Below are 17,861 nucleotides of genomic sequence, written 5' to 3'. Positions count from 1 at the left end.
TCACTCCTGAAAGGCATAACCCTCATACAACAAGCCAAGTAGCCCGTCCTTCTATTTGCCGTATTCGCTCGGACTTACTCCGAACTGCTTCTTGAAGCTCTTCGAGAAGTGGGACAGCGTGCTGAATCCCGTCATGTCCGCAATTTCCGAGACGGTATGTTTCCCTTCCGTTATCAGTTCGGCGGCACGGTTCAGCTTGTAGGTCTTGAAGAAGGTGCTGGGGCTTTCGCCGGTCAGTCCTTTTACTTTATAGTAGAACTTGGTGCGTGATATTCTCAGCAGTTCGGTCATGCGGGCAATGTCCAGTTCGGGGTTGGAGAGCTCGCTCTCCATCAGGTGGTAGAGTTCGGTCATGAAGACGTTGTCTTGTGGGGAGAGGATGTTCTCTTCTATTTTGTCCGTCTGCGTGGCCTTTCCCAGCATGGTGCGCGCTTTCTCGCGGTTCTTGAGCAACGACTTGACGAGCGCCAGCAGGTAGGTAGGGTCGAAAGGCTTGGTCACGTAGGCGTCGGCTCCCGTGTCCAGCCCTTCCACCTGGTTTTCCACGGTGGCTTTGGCCGTAACCAGAATCACGGGCAGGTGGCAGAGCTGCAAGTCTTCCTTTATCTCCCGGCAGAACTGGTAACCGTCCTTGCCGGGCATCACCACGTCACTCAGAACCAGGTCGGGTGACTCCTCATGCAGCGCCTTCAGCGCATCGTCGGCATTGAAGCGGCAGATTACCTTGTAGTGGGCGGAGAGGAGGGTGCGCAGGTAGTGTGCCACTTCGGTGTCGTCGTCCACCACCAGCAGGGTGGGTTGCTTCTCGTCGGTGCCGGTCTTGTTCTCGGCAGGCTGCGAGGCGGCGGCCAGCGGGAAGGCTTCCGACTGGTTGCTCTGTTCCGTTGCCCGTTCGTCTTCGGCATACGCGGCGTCGTTCACGGGCAGGACGAAGGTGAACACGGCGCCGCTTCCCTCTTCGGACTGGCTGGCTTTCAGTTGCCCGTGGTGCAGTACGGCCAGGCTGCGGGCGTAGTACAGGCCGATGCCCGTTCCCCAGTTGTAGGTACCTTCGGCTTGGTTGCCTATCTGGTAATAGCGTTCGAATATCTTCTCTATCTTGTCTTCGGGGATGCTCTGTCCCGTGTTGGCCACGGACACTTTGACGTACTGCGTGATGCGCCCGTCGGCGGACAGGCCGAAGAGCCGCGCGGCTTTCTCACGGTCTATTACGTCGAAGCCGACACTGATTTTACCGCCTTGGGGCGTGAACTTCAGGGCATTGGACATTAGGTTGTTGAATATCTTTTCCACCTTGTCCTCGTCCAGCCACATCAGGAAGGTGTCTTCCAGTCCGTAGGTGTTCAGGTCGATGCCCTTGTCGTCGGCGTTCACCCGGAAGATGCCCACCTGGCGTTGCAGGCAGGCGATGAGGTCGGCGCGCTTCACTTGCAGGCGCAGGGTGTCGTTCTCCAGCTTGTTGAAGTCCATCATCTGGTTGACGAGCCTCAGCATGCGGTTCACGCTGCGTTGCACGATGTGCAGCAGGTTCTTGTCCGCACCCTCTATCCGCGGATTGGCGCAGAGCTGGTTCACGGGACCGGAAATCATGGTGAGCGGTGTGCGGAACTCGTGCGAGACGTTGGCGAAGAAGCTCATGTTCATCCGGTTCACCCGTTGCTCCTGCTCTTTCTCCAGGCGGGCGCGGCGGGCGGCCTCCTTTTCGGCGCGGACGCGGAGCAGGGCACGCAGGAAGAGAAGGGCGAGGGCGGTTGCCAACAAGAAGTAGATGCAGTAGGCCCACCACGTGCGCCAGGGGGCCGGATATACGCGGATGCGGATGGAGTTCTCGGCCTCCACGATGCTCCGGTCGTTGTTGGTGATTTTCACGTGGAACACATACTCTCCGGCAGGCAGGTTGGCGTAGTAGGCCTCGTGGTTGTTGCGGGCGTCTACCCAGTAGTTGTCGAAACCCTCCAGGTGGTATTGGTAGTGCACTCGTCCGTACTCGCTGTAGTTCAGGGCAGAGAAGGAGATGCTGAAACTGTTCTGGTCGTGCTCCAGGTGTATGTCGGGGCAGTAGGAGAGGTGCTTGCCGATGGTTTCTCCGTGCAATTGCGGACGTATCAGCTTGTTGTGTATCTTCAGGTCGCTGAACAGCAGCGGGATGTTGCGCTTGATGGGCACGTCGATGGGGTTGAAGAGCGTGAGCCCGTGCGTGCCGCCGAATGCCAGCGTCCCGTCGGGCAGACGGCACGAGGCGCGGTCGTAGAACTGGTTTCCGCCTATGCCGTCGGCGGCATAATAGTTGGTGAAGCGTCCGGCTGTCCGGTCATATTTGCTCAGTCCGTATTGGGTGCTTATCCAGAGGTTGCCTTGCAGGTCTTCCTCGATGCCCGATATGTCGAGGCAGGAGGTGCCGGGCATGGGTGTCATCCGTCCCGTTTCGGGATGGTAGCACATCAGCCCGTTGCCTACGGTACCTATCCAGAGAATGCCGTACGTGTCTTTGTACAAGGCCGTGGGGACGAATACGGAGCGGCGTATGCAGGCTTTCAGGTCCTCTTCCGAGATGTCCGCCGTGCCCGTCTCCAGGTTTTCGATGTCGATATGCTTGATGGGTTGGTAGAAGCCCGTCACCATCAGCCGGCGGTTATCCATCATCGCCAGGCCGGGCACGAAGGTGAACCCCTCGAAGAGCTTCATCGCCTCGAATTCCTTCTTGCCGGGGCGCAGGGCATAGACGTTGACCGTGGCGGTGCCTATCCAGATGGTTCCGTCGGGCGACTGGGCGATGGACATGGGCAGGAAAATCCGGTGCCGTTCCTCTATCTTCAGTTGCCCGTCGGGCGTGTAGCGTGCCTTCAGCACTTCATTGTTGGTGATGGTCATCCATAGGTTGTTGTCGCTGTCCACCATCAGCTGGTTCGCGTAGATGGCTTTCTGTTTCTCTTGCTCGCAGAACGTTTCGGGGTCGATGTGCCTGATTTCGCTGCTCTTCGTGTCATATACGTAGATGCCGTCCATCAGGGTGGAAATCCACAGCTTGTGGTCCTTGCCGGCGCTTAGCGACACCACGGACTTGTTGTTCAGCTCGGAGCGCAGGTAGTTGTCGTTGTTGAACCGCTCCTTGTAGTGGTAGCACACGGTGTACCCCTGGTCCACGGAGCCTATCCACAGGTTCTGCTGCGAGTCGGTGAACATCCGGCTGATTCGGAACCGGGGCATCTCGAAGGGGAATCCGTTCTCGTCCTGGCGGGTCACGCTGCCGGTGCCCGGGTTGTAGTAGAACATGCCGTGTCTGGCGGTGTTCAGCAGCAGGCCGTTGTTGCCGTAGGGGTGTATGTAGTCGATGTCGGCGTTGCACAGCGTGGTGTTATGGGCGATGGGCTGCGGCAGCGGCTTGAAGCTGTGCGTGCGGGTGTCGAAGATGCTGAGGGTGTGGTTGCCGGTTATCCACAGCTCGTTGTTGTGCAGGTACGAGTAGTAGGGATAGCCGCTGAGGGCGACAGACTCTTTCAGCTGAAGGGTGGAGGGGTCGTAGCAGCGGAGCCCGGTGGAGGTCATTACCCAGAGGTTGTTGTCGGGGGCGATGTGGCACTGTGCGTAGAAGGCATTTCCGGGGCTGATTTCGGGCAGCACGCAGGTAATCTTTTCCTCCCGGGGGTGGTAGGCGTAGAGCTGGAAGCCGGTGTTGAGGAAGATGCGCCCGTTGCGGTCTTCCAGAATCTGCCTCACGTTCTTGTTGTCGGCCTCGATGGGGATGATGCGGAAGTTGTCCTTGTCGGTGTATAGGCACACGCCGTTCACGGTGCCCACCCAGAAGCGGTTCTTCGAGTCGCGCAGCAGGTGGGTAATCTGGTTGTCGGGCAGTCCCAGCGAGTCGTCGGTGCAGAAGTACTGGTGGTAGTCGTGCACATTGTTCTTGTTCAGCCCGCGGAACGTGCCTATCCATATATGGCCTTGCGTGTCTTCGGCTATGGCGGTGACTTTCTGGTTGGAGAGGTCGTTGGCTATGACGGGGCTTTCGATTTCGGCATCCCGGTTTTCGGATAAGGGCTCTTTGGCGTCGCATGCCGACAGGCAGACGGCATACAGAGTTCCGGCCAGCAGGCAGAGCAGGGTACGGAGGATTTTCCGGTTAGACAAGGTCATATTAAAAGGTTTTGAATGATGTGCGAAAATAAGGATAAAAAATTGAATATAAGTTGCTTTGCAGCATGTTTTGAACAAAAAGGCAAACATTTGAACCTATGGGCAAGCGCTTTTAAACCTCCGGGCAAATCGTTTTTACATGTCGGCCAGTCCCTCCGGCGCAATCGGCGTAATATTGCAACCGGAAAAAGTGAACAACTTGTCAACTCGTTCGCTGAAAGCAAGTCAAAGACAAATCATCAACTTAAAAAAACGATATACAACCATGAAAAAGCAACCTTTATCCATGCTTGCGTTGGCCTCCCTGCTGATTCTCTCCTCTTGCGGACAGACAGCGGGCGTGAAGACCGCCGGCGCGCAACAGGCCACGGGCGAAATCATCGCCTCTTCCGAAACAGCCGTCGCCCAGACCGAGTCGGGCAAAGTGGGAGGATTCCTGCAAGACGGTATCTATATATATAAAGGTATTCCCTACGCCAAGGCAGAGCGCTTCATGCCCCCTCGGCCTGCCGATAAATGGGAAGGCGTGCGCAGCAGCCGCATGTTCGGTCCCACCTGCCCCCAGGCGGTGCGTATGGGCTGGGGTGCCGACGAGCACGCTTTCGCCTTCCACTGGGACGACGGCTATCCCGGCGAAGACTGCCTGCGGGTCAACATCTGGACTCCGGGCCTGAACGACGGCAAGAAGCGTCCCGTCATGGTGTGGCTCCACGGCGGCGGCTATGCGGCAGGCAGCGGACAGGAACTTCCCTCTTACGACGGTTTCAACCTTGCCAAGAAAGGTGATGCGGTGGTAGTCACGCTCAACCACCGTCTCAACGTCCTCGGCTTCCTCGACCTTTCCGCCTACGGCGACAAATACGCCAAATCCGGCAATGCCGGCCTGCTCGACCTCGTGGCGGCACTTCAATGGGTAAACAAGAATATAGCCGCGTTTGGCGGCGACGCACAGAACGTAACGATTTTCGGACAGTCGGGCGGCGGCGGAAAGGTATCTACATTGCTTGCCACTCCGTCTGCAAAAGGGCTCTACCACAAGGCCATCGTTCAGAGCGGCTCCATGCTGCGCACGATGGATGCCAAGTATTCCCGTCGCATCGGTGCTGCCGTGATGGACGAGCTGGGACTGAAAGCTTCGCAGATAGACGAGCTGCAGAAGATGCCTTACGAACGTCTGCTTGCCGCCGGTGAGAAAGCCGTTGCCAAGGTGAAGGCCGAGGCCGAGAAAGAGGACGGCGTATCCACCTTCATCTTCGGATGGGCGCCCACCGTGGACGGCGACGTACTGCCTGCACAACCCTTCGACCCGCAGGCGCCTGCACAGAGCAAGGACGTGCCCGTGATGATAGGAACTACCTTGCACGAGTTCACCATGAGCACCTACGTGCCCGCTTTCCGCACCATCACCAAAGAGAAAGCCGTGGAATTCCTGAAACAACGCTACGGTGACCGCACGGACGACTTCCTCGCCGCCTTCGAGAAGGCTTACCCCGGCTACCGGCCCAAGGATTTGGTGGATGTGGATTTGGTGTTCCGTCCCGGTGCGGTGGAGCAAGCCAGACTGAAAGCTGCGCAGCAGGGCGCTCCGGTCTATATGTACATGTTCGCCTGGGAATCTCCGGTGCTCGACGGCATGTTCCGCAGCACGCACTGCATGGAGATACCTTTCGCCTTCAACAATGCCGTAGTCCACGCCTCCATGACGGGCGGCGGCGCCGAAGCGCAGGCCCTGGCCGAGAAGATGAGCGGCGCCTGGCTGAACTTCGCCCGCACGGGCAATCCCAACGCAGAGGGCCTGCCCCAGTGGGATGCCTATACCGAAGAGGGAGGAGCCACGATGTTCTTCAACAACCGTTGCGAGGTGAAGCATCACCACGACAAGGAACTGCTGGAGGTGGTACGGGCGTTCCCTACGCGGGGATTCTGAGGCTTTCCGAGGCAGAACCGAATTGTTGGCTTTAAATAATAGAGTCGGTTCGGTGAACGGTTTCCCCATTCATCGGACCGACATTAAAACAACTCAATATTATGGCAAAAACATTTACCAAACTGGTCAGCCTCGTGGCATACGACGCCACGCTGACCGAGCGCACAGACGATTTCTATCTTCGTGCCAAAACCATGCCCGACACCGTGAGCCTGCGCGACATCGCAGCCGAGGTGGCCACGCGGCTGAACCGTAACGAAGACGAAATCTTCGCTGTCCTCAAGATGCCGAACGTGTCAAAGCCGATGCCGTGGCAAGTTCCTACATCGTTTCCACTCCCACAGCCCTAATGCGCCCCTGCGCCAGTGGCACGGTACTGAAAAACGACCTTTCGCAGGCCATCGACCGCAAGAAGGTAAAAGTGTATGCCACGCTCAGCATGGGGCCGCTGCTCCGCACGGAGATGGAAGGCTGCCGTGTGGAACTCTTCACCCAGCCTGCTGTGGTAGGGCCGTTGCTGAACGGTGCCGTGGCGCAGACCCGTGCCGCCGACGGAACGGTTTCCACCCGTGCGCCGCAGGCAGGAAAGAATATCCGTCTGACCGGTCGCAACATCAAGCTGGCAGGTGCGGACGCTTCCGTGGGCGTAACGTTCACCTCGGTGGAAACGCCTTCGAAGAAGGTGTTCGTCCCCCTGGAAGATGTGACGGTGAACGAGCCGAAGCAGCTTATTTTCGTCCTCCCTGCAGGGGTTACCGACGGGTTGTGGCGTGTGAAGATTTGTACCCAGTATGGCAGCGGCGGTCACAATGTGGTGAAACCGCGTGTCTATGAGCTGGACGAGCCTATGGGCGTAGGCTCCGCCTATCAGGTGCCGGACAGCGGTTCCGGCAGCGGAAGCGGAAACGGTGGCTCCGGTGAGGACGGCGACCAGAACGAATATCCTTTGGGATAACCTGACGAGGGGGTGCGTTGCCCCGCTGACGAGGGGTGACGTTGCCTTGCCAAGGGTAGGGGGCGTTGCTCTGCTGACGGGGGGCGGCGTTGCTTTGCTGACGTGGGAATGTAATACGGTTGGTGTCAACCCTATTAATAACCATCGACTTGTAACTATAAATGTAACTATAAATCTAATTTTAAACTAACTAAAATGAAACGAATCATGAATCAAGCAGCCCGAAAGAGACTTGCCGCTATGGCACTCTTTCTCTTAATCTGCCTTCCTTTCTCTCTGGCACAAGCCCAGACCGTGAAAGTGACCGGCAAGGTGACTGACAACCTGAATGAACCGATGATTGGTGTAAGTATCGTAGAGAAAGGTACTACCAACGGTTGCATTACCGATATTGACGGTAATTATACATTGAATGTGAATCAGGGAGCGACAATCATTTTCTCTTACATCGGTTACGTAACCCAAGAGAAACAAGCCGTTGCCGGCGTGATGAACATCGTATTGAAAGAAGACAGCGAGACACTGGACGAAGTGGTGGTAGTAGGTTACGGTGTGCAGAAGAAAAGCTCTGTGACGGGAGCCATTTCGCAGGTGAAGGCCGAAGACATGCAAAACCGTACTATCAGTGATGCTTCACAAGCCTTGCAGGGTAAGACAGCCGGTGTGCAGTTGATTACGACTTCTGCCGCTCCGGGTTCCTCACCTACGGTACGTGTGCGCGGTTATTCGTCCAATGCGGCTTCCAGTCCGCTTTATGTGGTGGATGGCGTACGCATGAGCAGCATTGCCGGTATAGACCCCAATGACATTGCCAGTATGGAAGTGCTGAAAGATGCTGCTTCCGCTGCTATCTATGGTGCTGAGGCTGGTAATGGCGTTATTCTTATCTCTACGAAAAAGGGTAAGGCAGGACAAGGAAAAATTACGTATGACTTCCAGCTTTCCACGCAATCCATTGCCCGTATGCCCAAGTTGCTTAATGCAGAAGAATACGTTGATTACATGTCGGAAAGCAGTGCTTTCGACCCCAATTTCATAAAAGCCAATTGGGATGGAAAGACCAGTACGGACTGGCTGGATATTGCCTTTGAGAACTCATTGATGATGAAGCATAACTTGGCTTTTGCCGGAGGTGGCGAGCAGGGCAATTATTATTTGTCGCTGACTTATCTGGACAATGACGGTATTGTAAAAGGAAAAGACGATGTTTACCAACGTATGACGGCTACCATTAATGCCGAATACAACATAAAGCCTTGGTTGAAGGTAGGTACGACAAACCAGATTGAGAAGTATAATACCCGTGGCGTATCTACGCAGAATGCGTATGGCAGCTTCCTGCAATCCGTTCTGATGATGGATCCCTTGACACCGGACACTTATGCACCGGACAAATTGCCTGCCCACATGCAGAACGCCCTGAATCAGGGCAGCACATTGTTGCAGGACGAAAACGGCAATTATTATGCCTCTTCTCTTTTCTATGAAGGTGAAAACTACCATCCTACTGTGATGCGTAAGAGCACCATTGGCCGTAACAGCGGATTCAATGTCAATGGTTCTATCTATGCGGACTTCACACCTATCAAAGGCTTTACCTTTACTTCTCGTTTCGGTTATCGTTTGGGAGGCACTCGCTCTGCCAACACAAGCCTGCCTTTCTATGGCAATTCGACCCAAAGACGTGACTATGTAAGTATCAATAGTCAGTCTGCTACAAGCATTTACTATCAGTGGGAAAACTTTGCCAATTATGTGAAGACATTCAACGGTCATACCATCAATGCCATGTTGGGTATGTCGTTCCAGGAATCTTCTTACGACTATGTAAAGGGGTCTCTCGACCCGGATGGCGAACATGCCGTACTCCAGAACAATCCGTTATTCTTTTATCTGAATTACGCTGCTTCCTCAGCAGTCAAAGGTCTGAATGGTGAAAAGACCCGTTCTGCCAAAATGTCTTACTTCGGTCGTGCAAGCTATGACTACATGGGTCGCTACATGGCGCAATTCTCCTTGCGTGCCGATGCAGCCGATATGTCGCAATTGCCTGTTACGAACCGTTGGGGCTACTTCCCTGCAGTCTCTTTGGGATGGACGGTTTCAGAAGAAAAGTTCTTTGAGCCTGTAAAGGAAAGTGTCAATAGCTTGAAGTTGCGTGCCAGCTGGGGACAGAATGGTAGCCTTTCCGCATTGAGCGGTTATGCCTATAGTACGGATATGGCTTCCAGTGGCATTTATCCGTTGACTGGCGGCAATGGCTTTACTACCGGAGTAAATCCTGCTTCATTGGGTAACGATGAATTGAAGTGGGAAACTTCCGAACAGATTGACTTTGGTTTGGATGCTCGCTTTTTGCGTGACCGTTTGACCTTCAGTGTGGACTATTATGAAAAGAAGACGAAAGATTTGTTGGTTTTAGATACAAAACCTTCTCTCAGTATCGGTGGAAAAACTTCTCCGATGAATGCCGGTAACGTAAGCAATAAAGGTTGGGAATTTGAACTGGGCTGGCGCGATAATATCAAGGATTTCAGCTACAGCATTCGTGCTAACCTGGCTACGTTGAAGAATGAAGTAACTTATCTTGACCCTTCGCAACCTCGTCTGAATGGAGCTTCTTTCCATACTTACCAGCTCAGTTTCTTTGAGAAGGGATATCCGGTGTACTATTTCCGTGGCTATCAGTTCAATGGTTTGGACGAGCAAGGCAATCCTACTTTCAAAGACCTTGATAACAGTGGCGGCCTCAACGAAGGTGACTTGACTTACATTGGCGATGCTATTCCTGACTTCACGTATGGTATAACCTTGACGGCAGCTTACAAGGGACTTGACCTGACAATATTCGGTACTGGTTCACAAGGTAACGATATTTTTCATTGTTACTATCGTCCCGATTATAAGACAAGTAACCGCCTGAAAGAGGTTTGGTATGATAATCATTGGTCTGCCAACAATCCAACCGGTACGAAGCCTTTGGCAAATGCCAATAATATAGACCAATACATTCAGTCGGATGCCATGGTTTATGATGCTTCTTTCTTCCGTATCAAGCAGATTCAGTTGGGTTATACTTTGCCGAAATCATTGTTGAAGAAAGTGTTTATCAATAACATGCGCCTTTATTGTTCACTCGATGATTTTATCACTTTCACTAAATATCCCGGTTTCGACCCGGAATCTTCAGCTAACGCTACTACAGGCATGGGTATTGATATGGGCGGTTATCCTGCTTCCAAAAAAGTGGTGCTCGGCTTCAATATAGAATTCTAACTTTTAAATTTAATGTATAAAACAATGAAAGCAACACATTATATATATGTACTTTTTGCAGCCTTGTTCACTTTGGTATGTGCCGGTTGCGAAGACCGCTTGAATATTGAAAAGCATGGTAGTTTGGGAGGTCCTGAAAATTACTACCAAACTGATGAGGAGGCTGAGGCTGCCGTGGCTTCTATGCTTATCTCCTGGCGTGATGTATATTCCAATTGGTTTTATGTGAAAAACTGCCTCTCTGATGATGCCTATACAGGTGGTGGCTCCCGTGGTGACAATGCCATGATGGAGCAGTTGAATGAATTCACGTTCTTTACAGACAATGGTCTGGTTTCCGGTTTGTATTCCGGACTTTATACTGTGGTTTATAAAGCCAACTTAATCATAGAGAATGTAAAAGGTGATTCTCCAATCATGAGACGTGCTGTGGCCGAGGCAAAATTCTATCGTGCATGGGCTTATTTTGAGTTGGTGACTTTGTGGGGGAATGCGCCTTTGGTGGATCACTTGTTGACTCCGTCTGAGTATCATGTAAGTAACAGCACGCCTGAAGCTTTGTGGGCTTTTGTGGAACAGAATCTTGAAGAGGCTATCTCTTCAGGGGCTTTGCCTTCCAAAGCTAATGTGGACGATGCGGATGCTACTTCACGTGTTACGCTTGAAACTGCTAAAGCTTATCTTGGTAAAGCTTATCTTTTCCAAGGTAAATATTCTGATGCTGCTACTGTTTTGGACGAAGTCATTGATTCTAAGAAATATGAGTTATATCAAGGCGGCTTTGACATGTTGGGACATGCTGTGACCAACAATTGTAGTGAATCTATGCTTGAAGTGCAACGTCGCAAAAACAGCGAACAAGCTTGGAATCAGTTCGTTCAATTCTACATCATGTTGGGCTGGCGTACAAGTCACATGTCATACGGCCCCAAGGCATTGTTTGAAGAAGGCATTGCAATGGGTACTTATGGATTTTTCAATCCTACTAAGTCATTGTATGACGCTTTTGTTGAAAGAGAAGGCGTGGACGGTTATCGTCTGAAAAGTACGATGCGTACTTACGAACAAATGAATGAAGTGGAAATGGCTATCAATCCGGGTCTTTATTTAGTTGGTAACGAAGGTTATTTCTTTTGGAAAACCCGTCTTTTGGGCTCAGACAACATTATCGACCAAAGTTGGTTCCAAAGTCTTCAATATACTAACCTGCGTGTGATGCGTTATGCCGAAGTATTACTCATGGCCGCTGAGGCTCATGTAATGGGTGGTGGCTCTGCCGACAAGGCTGTGAAGTATATTAATGAAATCCGTACTCGTGCCAAGCTTGCCCCACTTTCTTCCGTGACATTGGATGACGTGAAGAAGGAAAAACGTCTGGAACTCTGTTTGGAGAGTGTCCGCTTCCAGGATTTGGTTCGTTGGGGGGATGCAAAAGCTGTGTTGGGTGAGCAAGGTAAGTTTATTCCGGCTTATGGATATTTCCCGAAAATTGATCCTTCCACAGGTGAAGTGATGAAGGATGCTCAAGGTAATCCGATATTTGAATTTAAATTGGAACCGGAAAATACCAAAAATTCTGTATATGGCTTCCAAGACAAACACATGCTGTTGCCTATTCCTTACACAGAATTGAATGTGAATCCCAATATCAAGCAAAATACAGGTTGGTAATTCTAATAAAACATGAAAAGATTCTTAACTCCCCTTTTCACCTTTTGCGTGGCGCTGGCTGTGAATGCACAGCCGGTGCCCGCCACCGGTTCGCCTGTACTGCGTGCCGACAACATCGACGAAGTGGTCAGCGCCCTGACCCTTGAGGAGAAGGTGCACCTCGTCATCGGTTGCGGCATGTCGATGGGCAGTGACTCCAAGTTCCCCGGTACCGCCGGACGTACCTATGACATTCCACGCCTGGGCATCCCATCGGCTTTCCTTGCTGACGGACCGCACCGCCTGGCGATGGCTTCCAAACGAGAGTTCGACAGCCGCACCTATCACGCCACCGAATTCCCTTCGAGCACCACAGTGGCAGCTACGTTCGACCCTGATGCCGCTTACCGTGTAGGCCGGGCTCTGGGCACCGAAGTGAAAGACTACGGTATGGACGTGCTCCTCGCTCCCGGTGTCAACCTGATGCGTAACGCCCTCTGCGGACGAAACCACGAGTACTATGCCGAAGACCCCGTGCTGGTGGGCAAGATAGCCGCCGCCTACATCAACGGCATCCAGAGCGAAGGTACCGGCACCTGCCTGAAGCACTTCGCCGTGAACAACCAGGAAACCAACCGCAACAACAACGACTCCCGACTGACGCAGCGCCCCTTGCGCGAGCTTTATCTGAAATGCTTCGAGATAGCCGTCAAGGAGGCTCAGCCCTGGAGCGTGATGACCGCCTACAACAAGGTGAACGGCAAATACACTTGCGAAGACCGCGAACTGACCGAAGATATCCTCCGCGACGAATGGGGATTCAAGGGACTGGTGATGTCCGACTGGAATGCCGGAAAAGATGCCGTGACTTCCATCGCGGCAGGCAACGACATGTTGCAGCCGGGGCAGGAACGCCAGTACAACGCCATTCTGGAAGCCGTGAAGAACGGCACGCTGGATGAGGCGCTCCTCAACCTCAGCGTGAAGCGTGTGCTGGAGTTTGTGGTGAAGAGCCACACCTTTGCCGGTTACAATTATCCCAACGAGACCGACCTCAAAGCCCACGCGCAAGTGGACCGCCGGGTAGGTGCCGAGGGCATCGTGCTGCTGGATAACAAGAATGCGCTGCCTATGGCTGCCGGCATCAGGAAGGTAGGCCTTTACGGCACTACTTCCTACGACATGGTTCCTGCCGGTATGGGATTCGGCAGTACGGGTTTCGGCTACTACACGGTGTCTATGGTAGAAGGTTTGCGCAATGCGGGCTATACGGTAGATAAGGATTTGCTGAACCGCTACAAGAAGCACATGGCCGACGAGCAGAAACGTCTCTTCCCCCACGGTCGTCCTCCTTTCTCGTTCACTCCGCTGCCCCGTGCCGAAGAGTTCCTGCCCACTGCCGAGGAACTGGCCGCACAAGTGAAAGCCAATGATATCGCCGTGCTTACGCTGGGACGTGTCAGTGGTGAAGGCTGCGACCGCCGTGTGGAAGATTTCCTCTTGAAGGAGAACGAACTGGCTCTGATAAAGCAAGTGTCTGCCGCCTATCGTGCCGCAGGCAAGAAGCTGGTGGTGGTTCTCAACATCTGCAGCCCCGTGGAGACCGCTTCATGGAAAGAGCTGGCAGATGCCTTGGTATGCGCTTTCCAGCCCGGGCAGGAAGTGGGCAACTGCATTGCCGACGTGTTGACGGGTAAGGTGAACCCCAGCGGCAAGCTGCCTATGACGTTTGCCGTGAAGTATGGCGACGCGCCGTCGGATGCCAATTTCCCTTTCGACTATGAGTTCAAGATGCCGTCGTTCGCCATGGGTACCGGCATGAACTTCAAGTCCGACAAGAAAGAGGAGAAGCCGAAAGAGCCGGAACGCAACGTCGATTTCACCCTCTACGAGGAGGGCATCTACGTGGGTTACCGTTACTTCGATACCTTTGGTAAAGAGGTGTCTTACCCCTTCGGCCACGGACTGAGCTATACCACCTTTGAATATGCGGTGGAAGAGGCTGCCATCGACGGTGACCGCTGCCGCATGAAAGTGAGCGTGAAGAACACCGGCAAGGTGGCAGGCCGTGAAGCCGTGCAGCTCTATGTCAAGGCTCCCGAGGGCGGCATGGACAAGCCCGCCAAGGAACTGAAAGCCTTCGGCAAGACCCGCCTGCTGAAACCCGGCGAGAGCCAGACCCTGACATTGGAGTGGAACGTGATGGACATGGCCTCCTTCAACGAGAAAAGCAGCTCTTGGGAGTTGGCCAAGGGTGAATATCAATGGATGGCTGCCGCCTCTTCGGCCGACGTGCGTTGCACCACGGTGCAGAAGGTGGCAAAGGCACGCAAGCAGAAAGTGCACGATGCCATGCGGGCACAAGTGCCGGTGGCTGTGCATCCCATGGTGAAGAGATGAGGTGTGCATATACATCACCTGAAAAAACTGATATATATCAATCCGTTTTAGAATGGAAAGCACTTATTTTGTAGTACATTTTTAAAATCTATGCCATGAAAAGATTGATACTTTCTCTTTTTGCCGTCTGCTCGTTGTGGATGGCAAATGCACAGAATCCTGCATGGGGACCACAAAGCAAGGTCGTGACCGACAGCATCTACAGCACGGTGCTGAAGACGCACCGCGCCTATACCATCTATCTGCCTCAGAGCTATGACAAGGAGGCAGACAGGAAGTATCCCATTCTCTACCTGCTGCACGGCATGTCGGGGGTGAATACCAGCTGGTTTACGGACCAGCGTGTGAAGGACGTGATGGACCAGTTGACGGCATCGGGCGAGGCGTGCGAGATGATTATCGTCAGCCCCAACGCCGGAGGCAATCCGGCCACGTGCTGGAACGGCTACTTCAACATGCCGGGATGGGCTTACGAGGATTTCTTCTACAAGGAGTTCATGCCCTATATCGAGAAGACCTACCGTGTGGTGGGCGACCGTCAGCATCGTGCCGTTGCGGGCCTTTCGATGGGTGGAGGCGGAACCACGAGCTACGCGCAGCGCTATCCCGACCTCTATTGTGCGGCATACGCCATGAGTGCCTTGATGAACATCCCCGTCAGTGGTGAGGCGGCGGGAAAAGACCCCGACCCCACAAACAAGATGGCTGTGCTGACCCGTTCGGTGCAGGAGCATAGTTGCATCAAGTATGTGCTGGAGGCTGATGAGGCCCGTAAAGCTGCTCTGCGCACCGTGCAGTGGTTTGTGGATTGCGGTGACGATGATTTCCTGCTCGACCGTAACATCGAGTTCTTCCAGGCGATGCGCAATGCCGGCATTCCTTGCCAGTTCCGCGTGCGCGACGGAGGGCACACCAGTGAATACTGGCATTCGGCATTGTATATGTGTTTGCCTTTTGTGAGCCGGTGCTTTGAGAAATGAGATTTGATTCCCTTCAACTTTCTCCAACTCCTTAAACAATTAAAATGATTATGAAGAAATTTACACTTTTATTTACTTTGTTGCTGATGTGTGCAATGAGCTTTGCGCAACAAGCCTTGTGGGGCGGTGCTCCGGTAGTTTCGCCGGAGATTCACGATGACAATACGGTCACTTTCCGCCTGAAGGCGCCGAAAGCCGTGAAGGTGCAGTTGACGGGTGACTTCCTGCCGCCGCACACCATCCAGACACCGAGGGGCGAGTATGATGCTCCGGGCATCGTCGATATGAAGGAGGGCAAGGACGGCGTGTGGGAATATACCACTGCCGAACCGCTGAAACCCGAACTTTATGGCTATGCTTTCTTTGTGGACGGGCTGAAAATAATGGATCCCGGCAACGTCTATATGATTCGTGATGTGGCAACTGTGACGAATGTGTTCATCATCGGCGGTGACCGTGCCGACCTCTACAAGGTGAACAAAGTGCCTCACGGAACAGTGAGACGTATGTGGTACAATAGTCCCACGCTGGGCATGGACCGCCGCCTGACGGTTTATACACCCGCCGGCTACGAGAACGGCAAGAAGCGTTATCCCGTCTTCTACCTGCTGCATGGCGCCGGAGGTGACGAAGAGGCATGGATTGCCTTGGGCCGTACTTCACAAATCCTGGATAACCTGATAGCGCAGGGCAAGGCAGAACCGATGATTGTAGTGATGACCAACGGCAATGCCTGGCAGGATGCCGCTCCCGGTGAATCGCCCAAAGGTTTCACTGTCCCTTCCATGAGTCCGAAGGAACGTGCTTCCGCTCCGGAAGGAGGCTTCGAACTTTCTTTCCCGGAAATCGTGAAATTCGTGGAGAAGAACTTCCGCACATTGCCGGACAAGAAGCACCGTGCCATTGCGGGCCTCTCGATGGGTGGCTTCCACTCTTGCAGCATCTCGAAGTACTATCCGGATATGTTCGATTATGTAGGCTTGTTCTCGGGTACTGCTTCCAGGAACGATAAGTCCACTTGTCCGGTCTATACCGACTTCGAGGGTAAACTGAAGACGCAGTTTGCCAAGAAACCGGCACTCTATTTCATCGCTTGCGGCAACCGTGACTTTGTCTTCAAGAGCGTGACGGACTTCCGCAAACTGCTCGATGACAACGGTTGCAAGTACGAGTATCTGGAAACGGGCGAGGGACATATCTGGAGGAACTGGCGCATCTATCTGACGGAGTTCGCGCCGAAGTTGTTCAAGTGACTTCGTGCCGATTGATTCACCCTGCACTTCGCCAATCCGAAGTGCAGGATTATAGACTATCTGTTTAATAACAAAATAACAAACTCATTATGAAAAGAATTTCTATTTTATCAGCTCTGTTGCTGATGTGTGCGATGACTTTCGCGCAACAAGCTCTCTGGGGCGGTGCCCCCGTGGTATCACCTGAGATACACGACAACAATACAGTAACTTTCCGCTTGAAGGCGCCGAAAGCCGTAAAGGTGCAAGTAACCGGCGACTTCCTGCCTACGCAGAAAATCAAGACTCCTTTTGGTGAGTTTGATGGTCCGGGTGTGGCAGATTTGAAAGAGAACAAGGACGGTGTGTGGGAATTCACTACTCCCGAACCGCTGAAACCAGAACTCTACAGCTACACTTTCCTGGTAGACGGACTGAAGATTAACGACCCTGCCAACGTCTATATGATTCGCGACGTGGCAAGCGTGACGAACGTGTTCATCATCGGCGGTGACGAGCGCATCGACCTCTACAAGGTGAATAAGGTTCCCCACGGAACGGTATCTAAGGTATGGTACAACAGCCCCACGCTGGGTATGGACCGCCGCCTGACTGTCTATACGCCTGCCGGATATGAGACAAGCGGCAAGCGCTACCCCGTCTTCTACCTGCTGCACGGCATGGGTGGCGACGAGAACGCATGGAGCGAACTGGGACGTACGGCACAGATTCTGGATAACCTCATCGCCCAAGGCAAGGCCAAGCCGATGATTGTAGTGATGACCAACGGCAACGCCGCATTGGAAGCAGCTCCGGGTGAATCTTCACTGGGCTTTGCCGCTCCCAACATGAATCTGCCCAAGACGATGGAAGGCTCTTTCGAAACAGCTTTCCCCGACGTGGTGAAATTCATTGATAAGACTTACCGTACACAGGCCAACAAGAAGGGGCGTGCCATTGCTGGTCTCTCTATGGGAGGTTTCCACTCCATGCACATCTCCAAGCAATATCCGGACATGTTCGACTATGTAGGGCTGTTCTCGGCTGCCATCATGCCCAACAAAGATGTGAAGTCTCCGATTTATGACAACCTTGAAGCCAAACTGAAAACCCAGTTTGCCAAGAAACCGTCACTCTATTACATCGCTATCGGTAATAAAGACTTCTTGTTCCAGGCCAATAACGACTACCGCAAGATGTTGGACGAGAAGGGTTACAAATATGAATATTATGAAACCGGAGAAGGTCATATCTGGAAGAACTGGCGTATTTACCTGACAGAATTCGCACCGAAGATATTTAAATAA

The 17,861-nt window shown here is 53.1% G+C and carries 10 protein-coding genes; 9 read left to right on the top strand and 1 reads right to left on the bottom strand.

Features of this window, described 5'->3' with window-relative positions; genetic code table 11:
* Positions 1–51 precede the first annotated feature (51 nt).
* A complete protein-coding gene (locus DW800_RS00845) occupies positions 52–4,134 on the bottom strand; it encodes a two-component regulator propeller domain-containing protein (RefSeq protein ID WP_119957692.1) in 4,083 nt (1,360 codons plus the stop codon).
* Positions 4,135–4,399: 265 nt separating this feature from the next.
* On the opposite strand from DW800_RS00845, the gene DW800_RS00840 reads away from it, so the two are divergent.
* The 9 genes from DW800_RS00840 to DW800_RS00800 all read left to right on the top strand — a co-directional run bounded on the left by DW800_RS00840 (position 4,400) and on the right by DW800_RS00800 (position 17,861).
* Positions 4,400–6,061, top strand: coding sequence for a carboxylesterase/lipase family protein (locus tag DW800_RS00840; protein ID WP_119957734.1), 1,662 nt, complete (start codon positions 4,400–4,402; stop codon positions 6,059–6,061).
* 101 nt (positions 6,062–6,162) lie between these two features.
* Positions 6,163–6,411, top strand: coding sequence for a hypothetical protein (locus DW800_RS00835; protein ID WP_119957691.1), 249 nt, complete (start codon positions 6,163–6,165; stop codon positions 6,409–6,411).
* The gene (locus tag DW800_RS00830; protein ID WP_133303824.1) at positions 6,372–7,016 is read left to right on the top strand and encodes a DUF4469 domain-containing protein; all 645 of its coding nucleotides are present in this window, start codon (positions 6,372–6,374) and stop codon (positions 7,014–7,016) included. The genes DW800_RS00835 and DW800_RS00830 overlap by 40 nt, the downstream gene beginning before the upstream one ends.
* A gap of 195 nt (positions 7,017–7,211) precedes the next feature.
* Positions 7,212–10,292, top strand: a complete 3,081-nt coding sequence (locus DW800_RS00825; protein WP_119957689.1) for a SusC/RagA family TonB-linked outer membrane protein — start codon at positions 7,212–7,214, stop codon at positions 10,290–10,292.
* A 24-nt stretch (positions 10,293–10,316) separates the two neighbouring features.
* Positions 10,317–11,963: a RagB/SusD family nutrient uptake outer membrane protein gene (locus tag DW800_RS00820; protein WP_119957688.1), complete on the top strand. Its 1,647-nt coding sequence runs from the start codon at positions 10,317–10,319 to the stop codon at positions 11,961–11,963.
* Positions 11,964–11,975: 12 nt separating this feature from the next.
* Positions 11,976–14,342 carry a glycoside hydrolase family 3 C-terminal domain-containing protein gene (locus DW800_RS00815; RefSeq protein WP_119957687.1) on the top strand — a complete coding sequence of 789 codons (2,367 nt, stop codon included), beginning with the start codon at positions 11,976–11,978 and terminating at the stop codon, positions 14,340–14,342.
* A gap of 95 nt (positions 14,343–14,437) precedes the next feature.
* Positions 14,438–15,322 (top strand): alpha/beta hydrolase, encoded by an 885-nt coding sequence (locus DW800_RS00810; RefSeq protein ID WP_044468431.1) that lies wholly within the window; start codon positions 14,438–14,440, stop codon positions 15,320–15,322.
* A gap of 50 nt (positions 15,323–15,372) precedes the next feature.
* Positions 15,373–16,575, top strand: a complete 1,203-nt coding sequence (locus tag DW800_RS00805; RefSeq protein ID WP_044468434.1) for an esterase — start codon at positions 15,373–15,375, stop codon at positions 16,573–16,575.
* Positions 16,576–16,664: 89 nt separating this feature from the next.
* A complete protein-coding gene (locus DW800_RS00800; protein ID WP_016272040.1) occupies positions 16,665–17,861 on the top strand; it encodes an esterase in 1,197 nt (398 codons plus the stop codon).

The organism is Bacteroides sp. AM32-11AC, assembly GCF_003603515.1.
GTDB lineage: Bacteria > Bacteroidota > Bacteroidia > Bacteroidales > Bacteroidaceae > Bacteroides > Bacteroides uniformis.
Note: the sequence above shows the minus strand (reverse complement) of the source record. Positions and strands in the feature narration are given on the sequence as shown.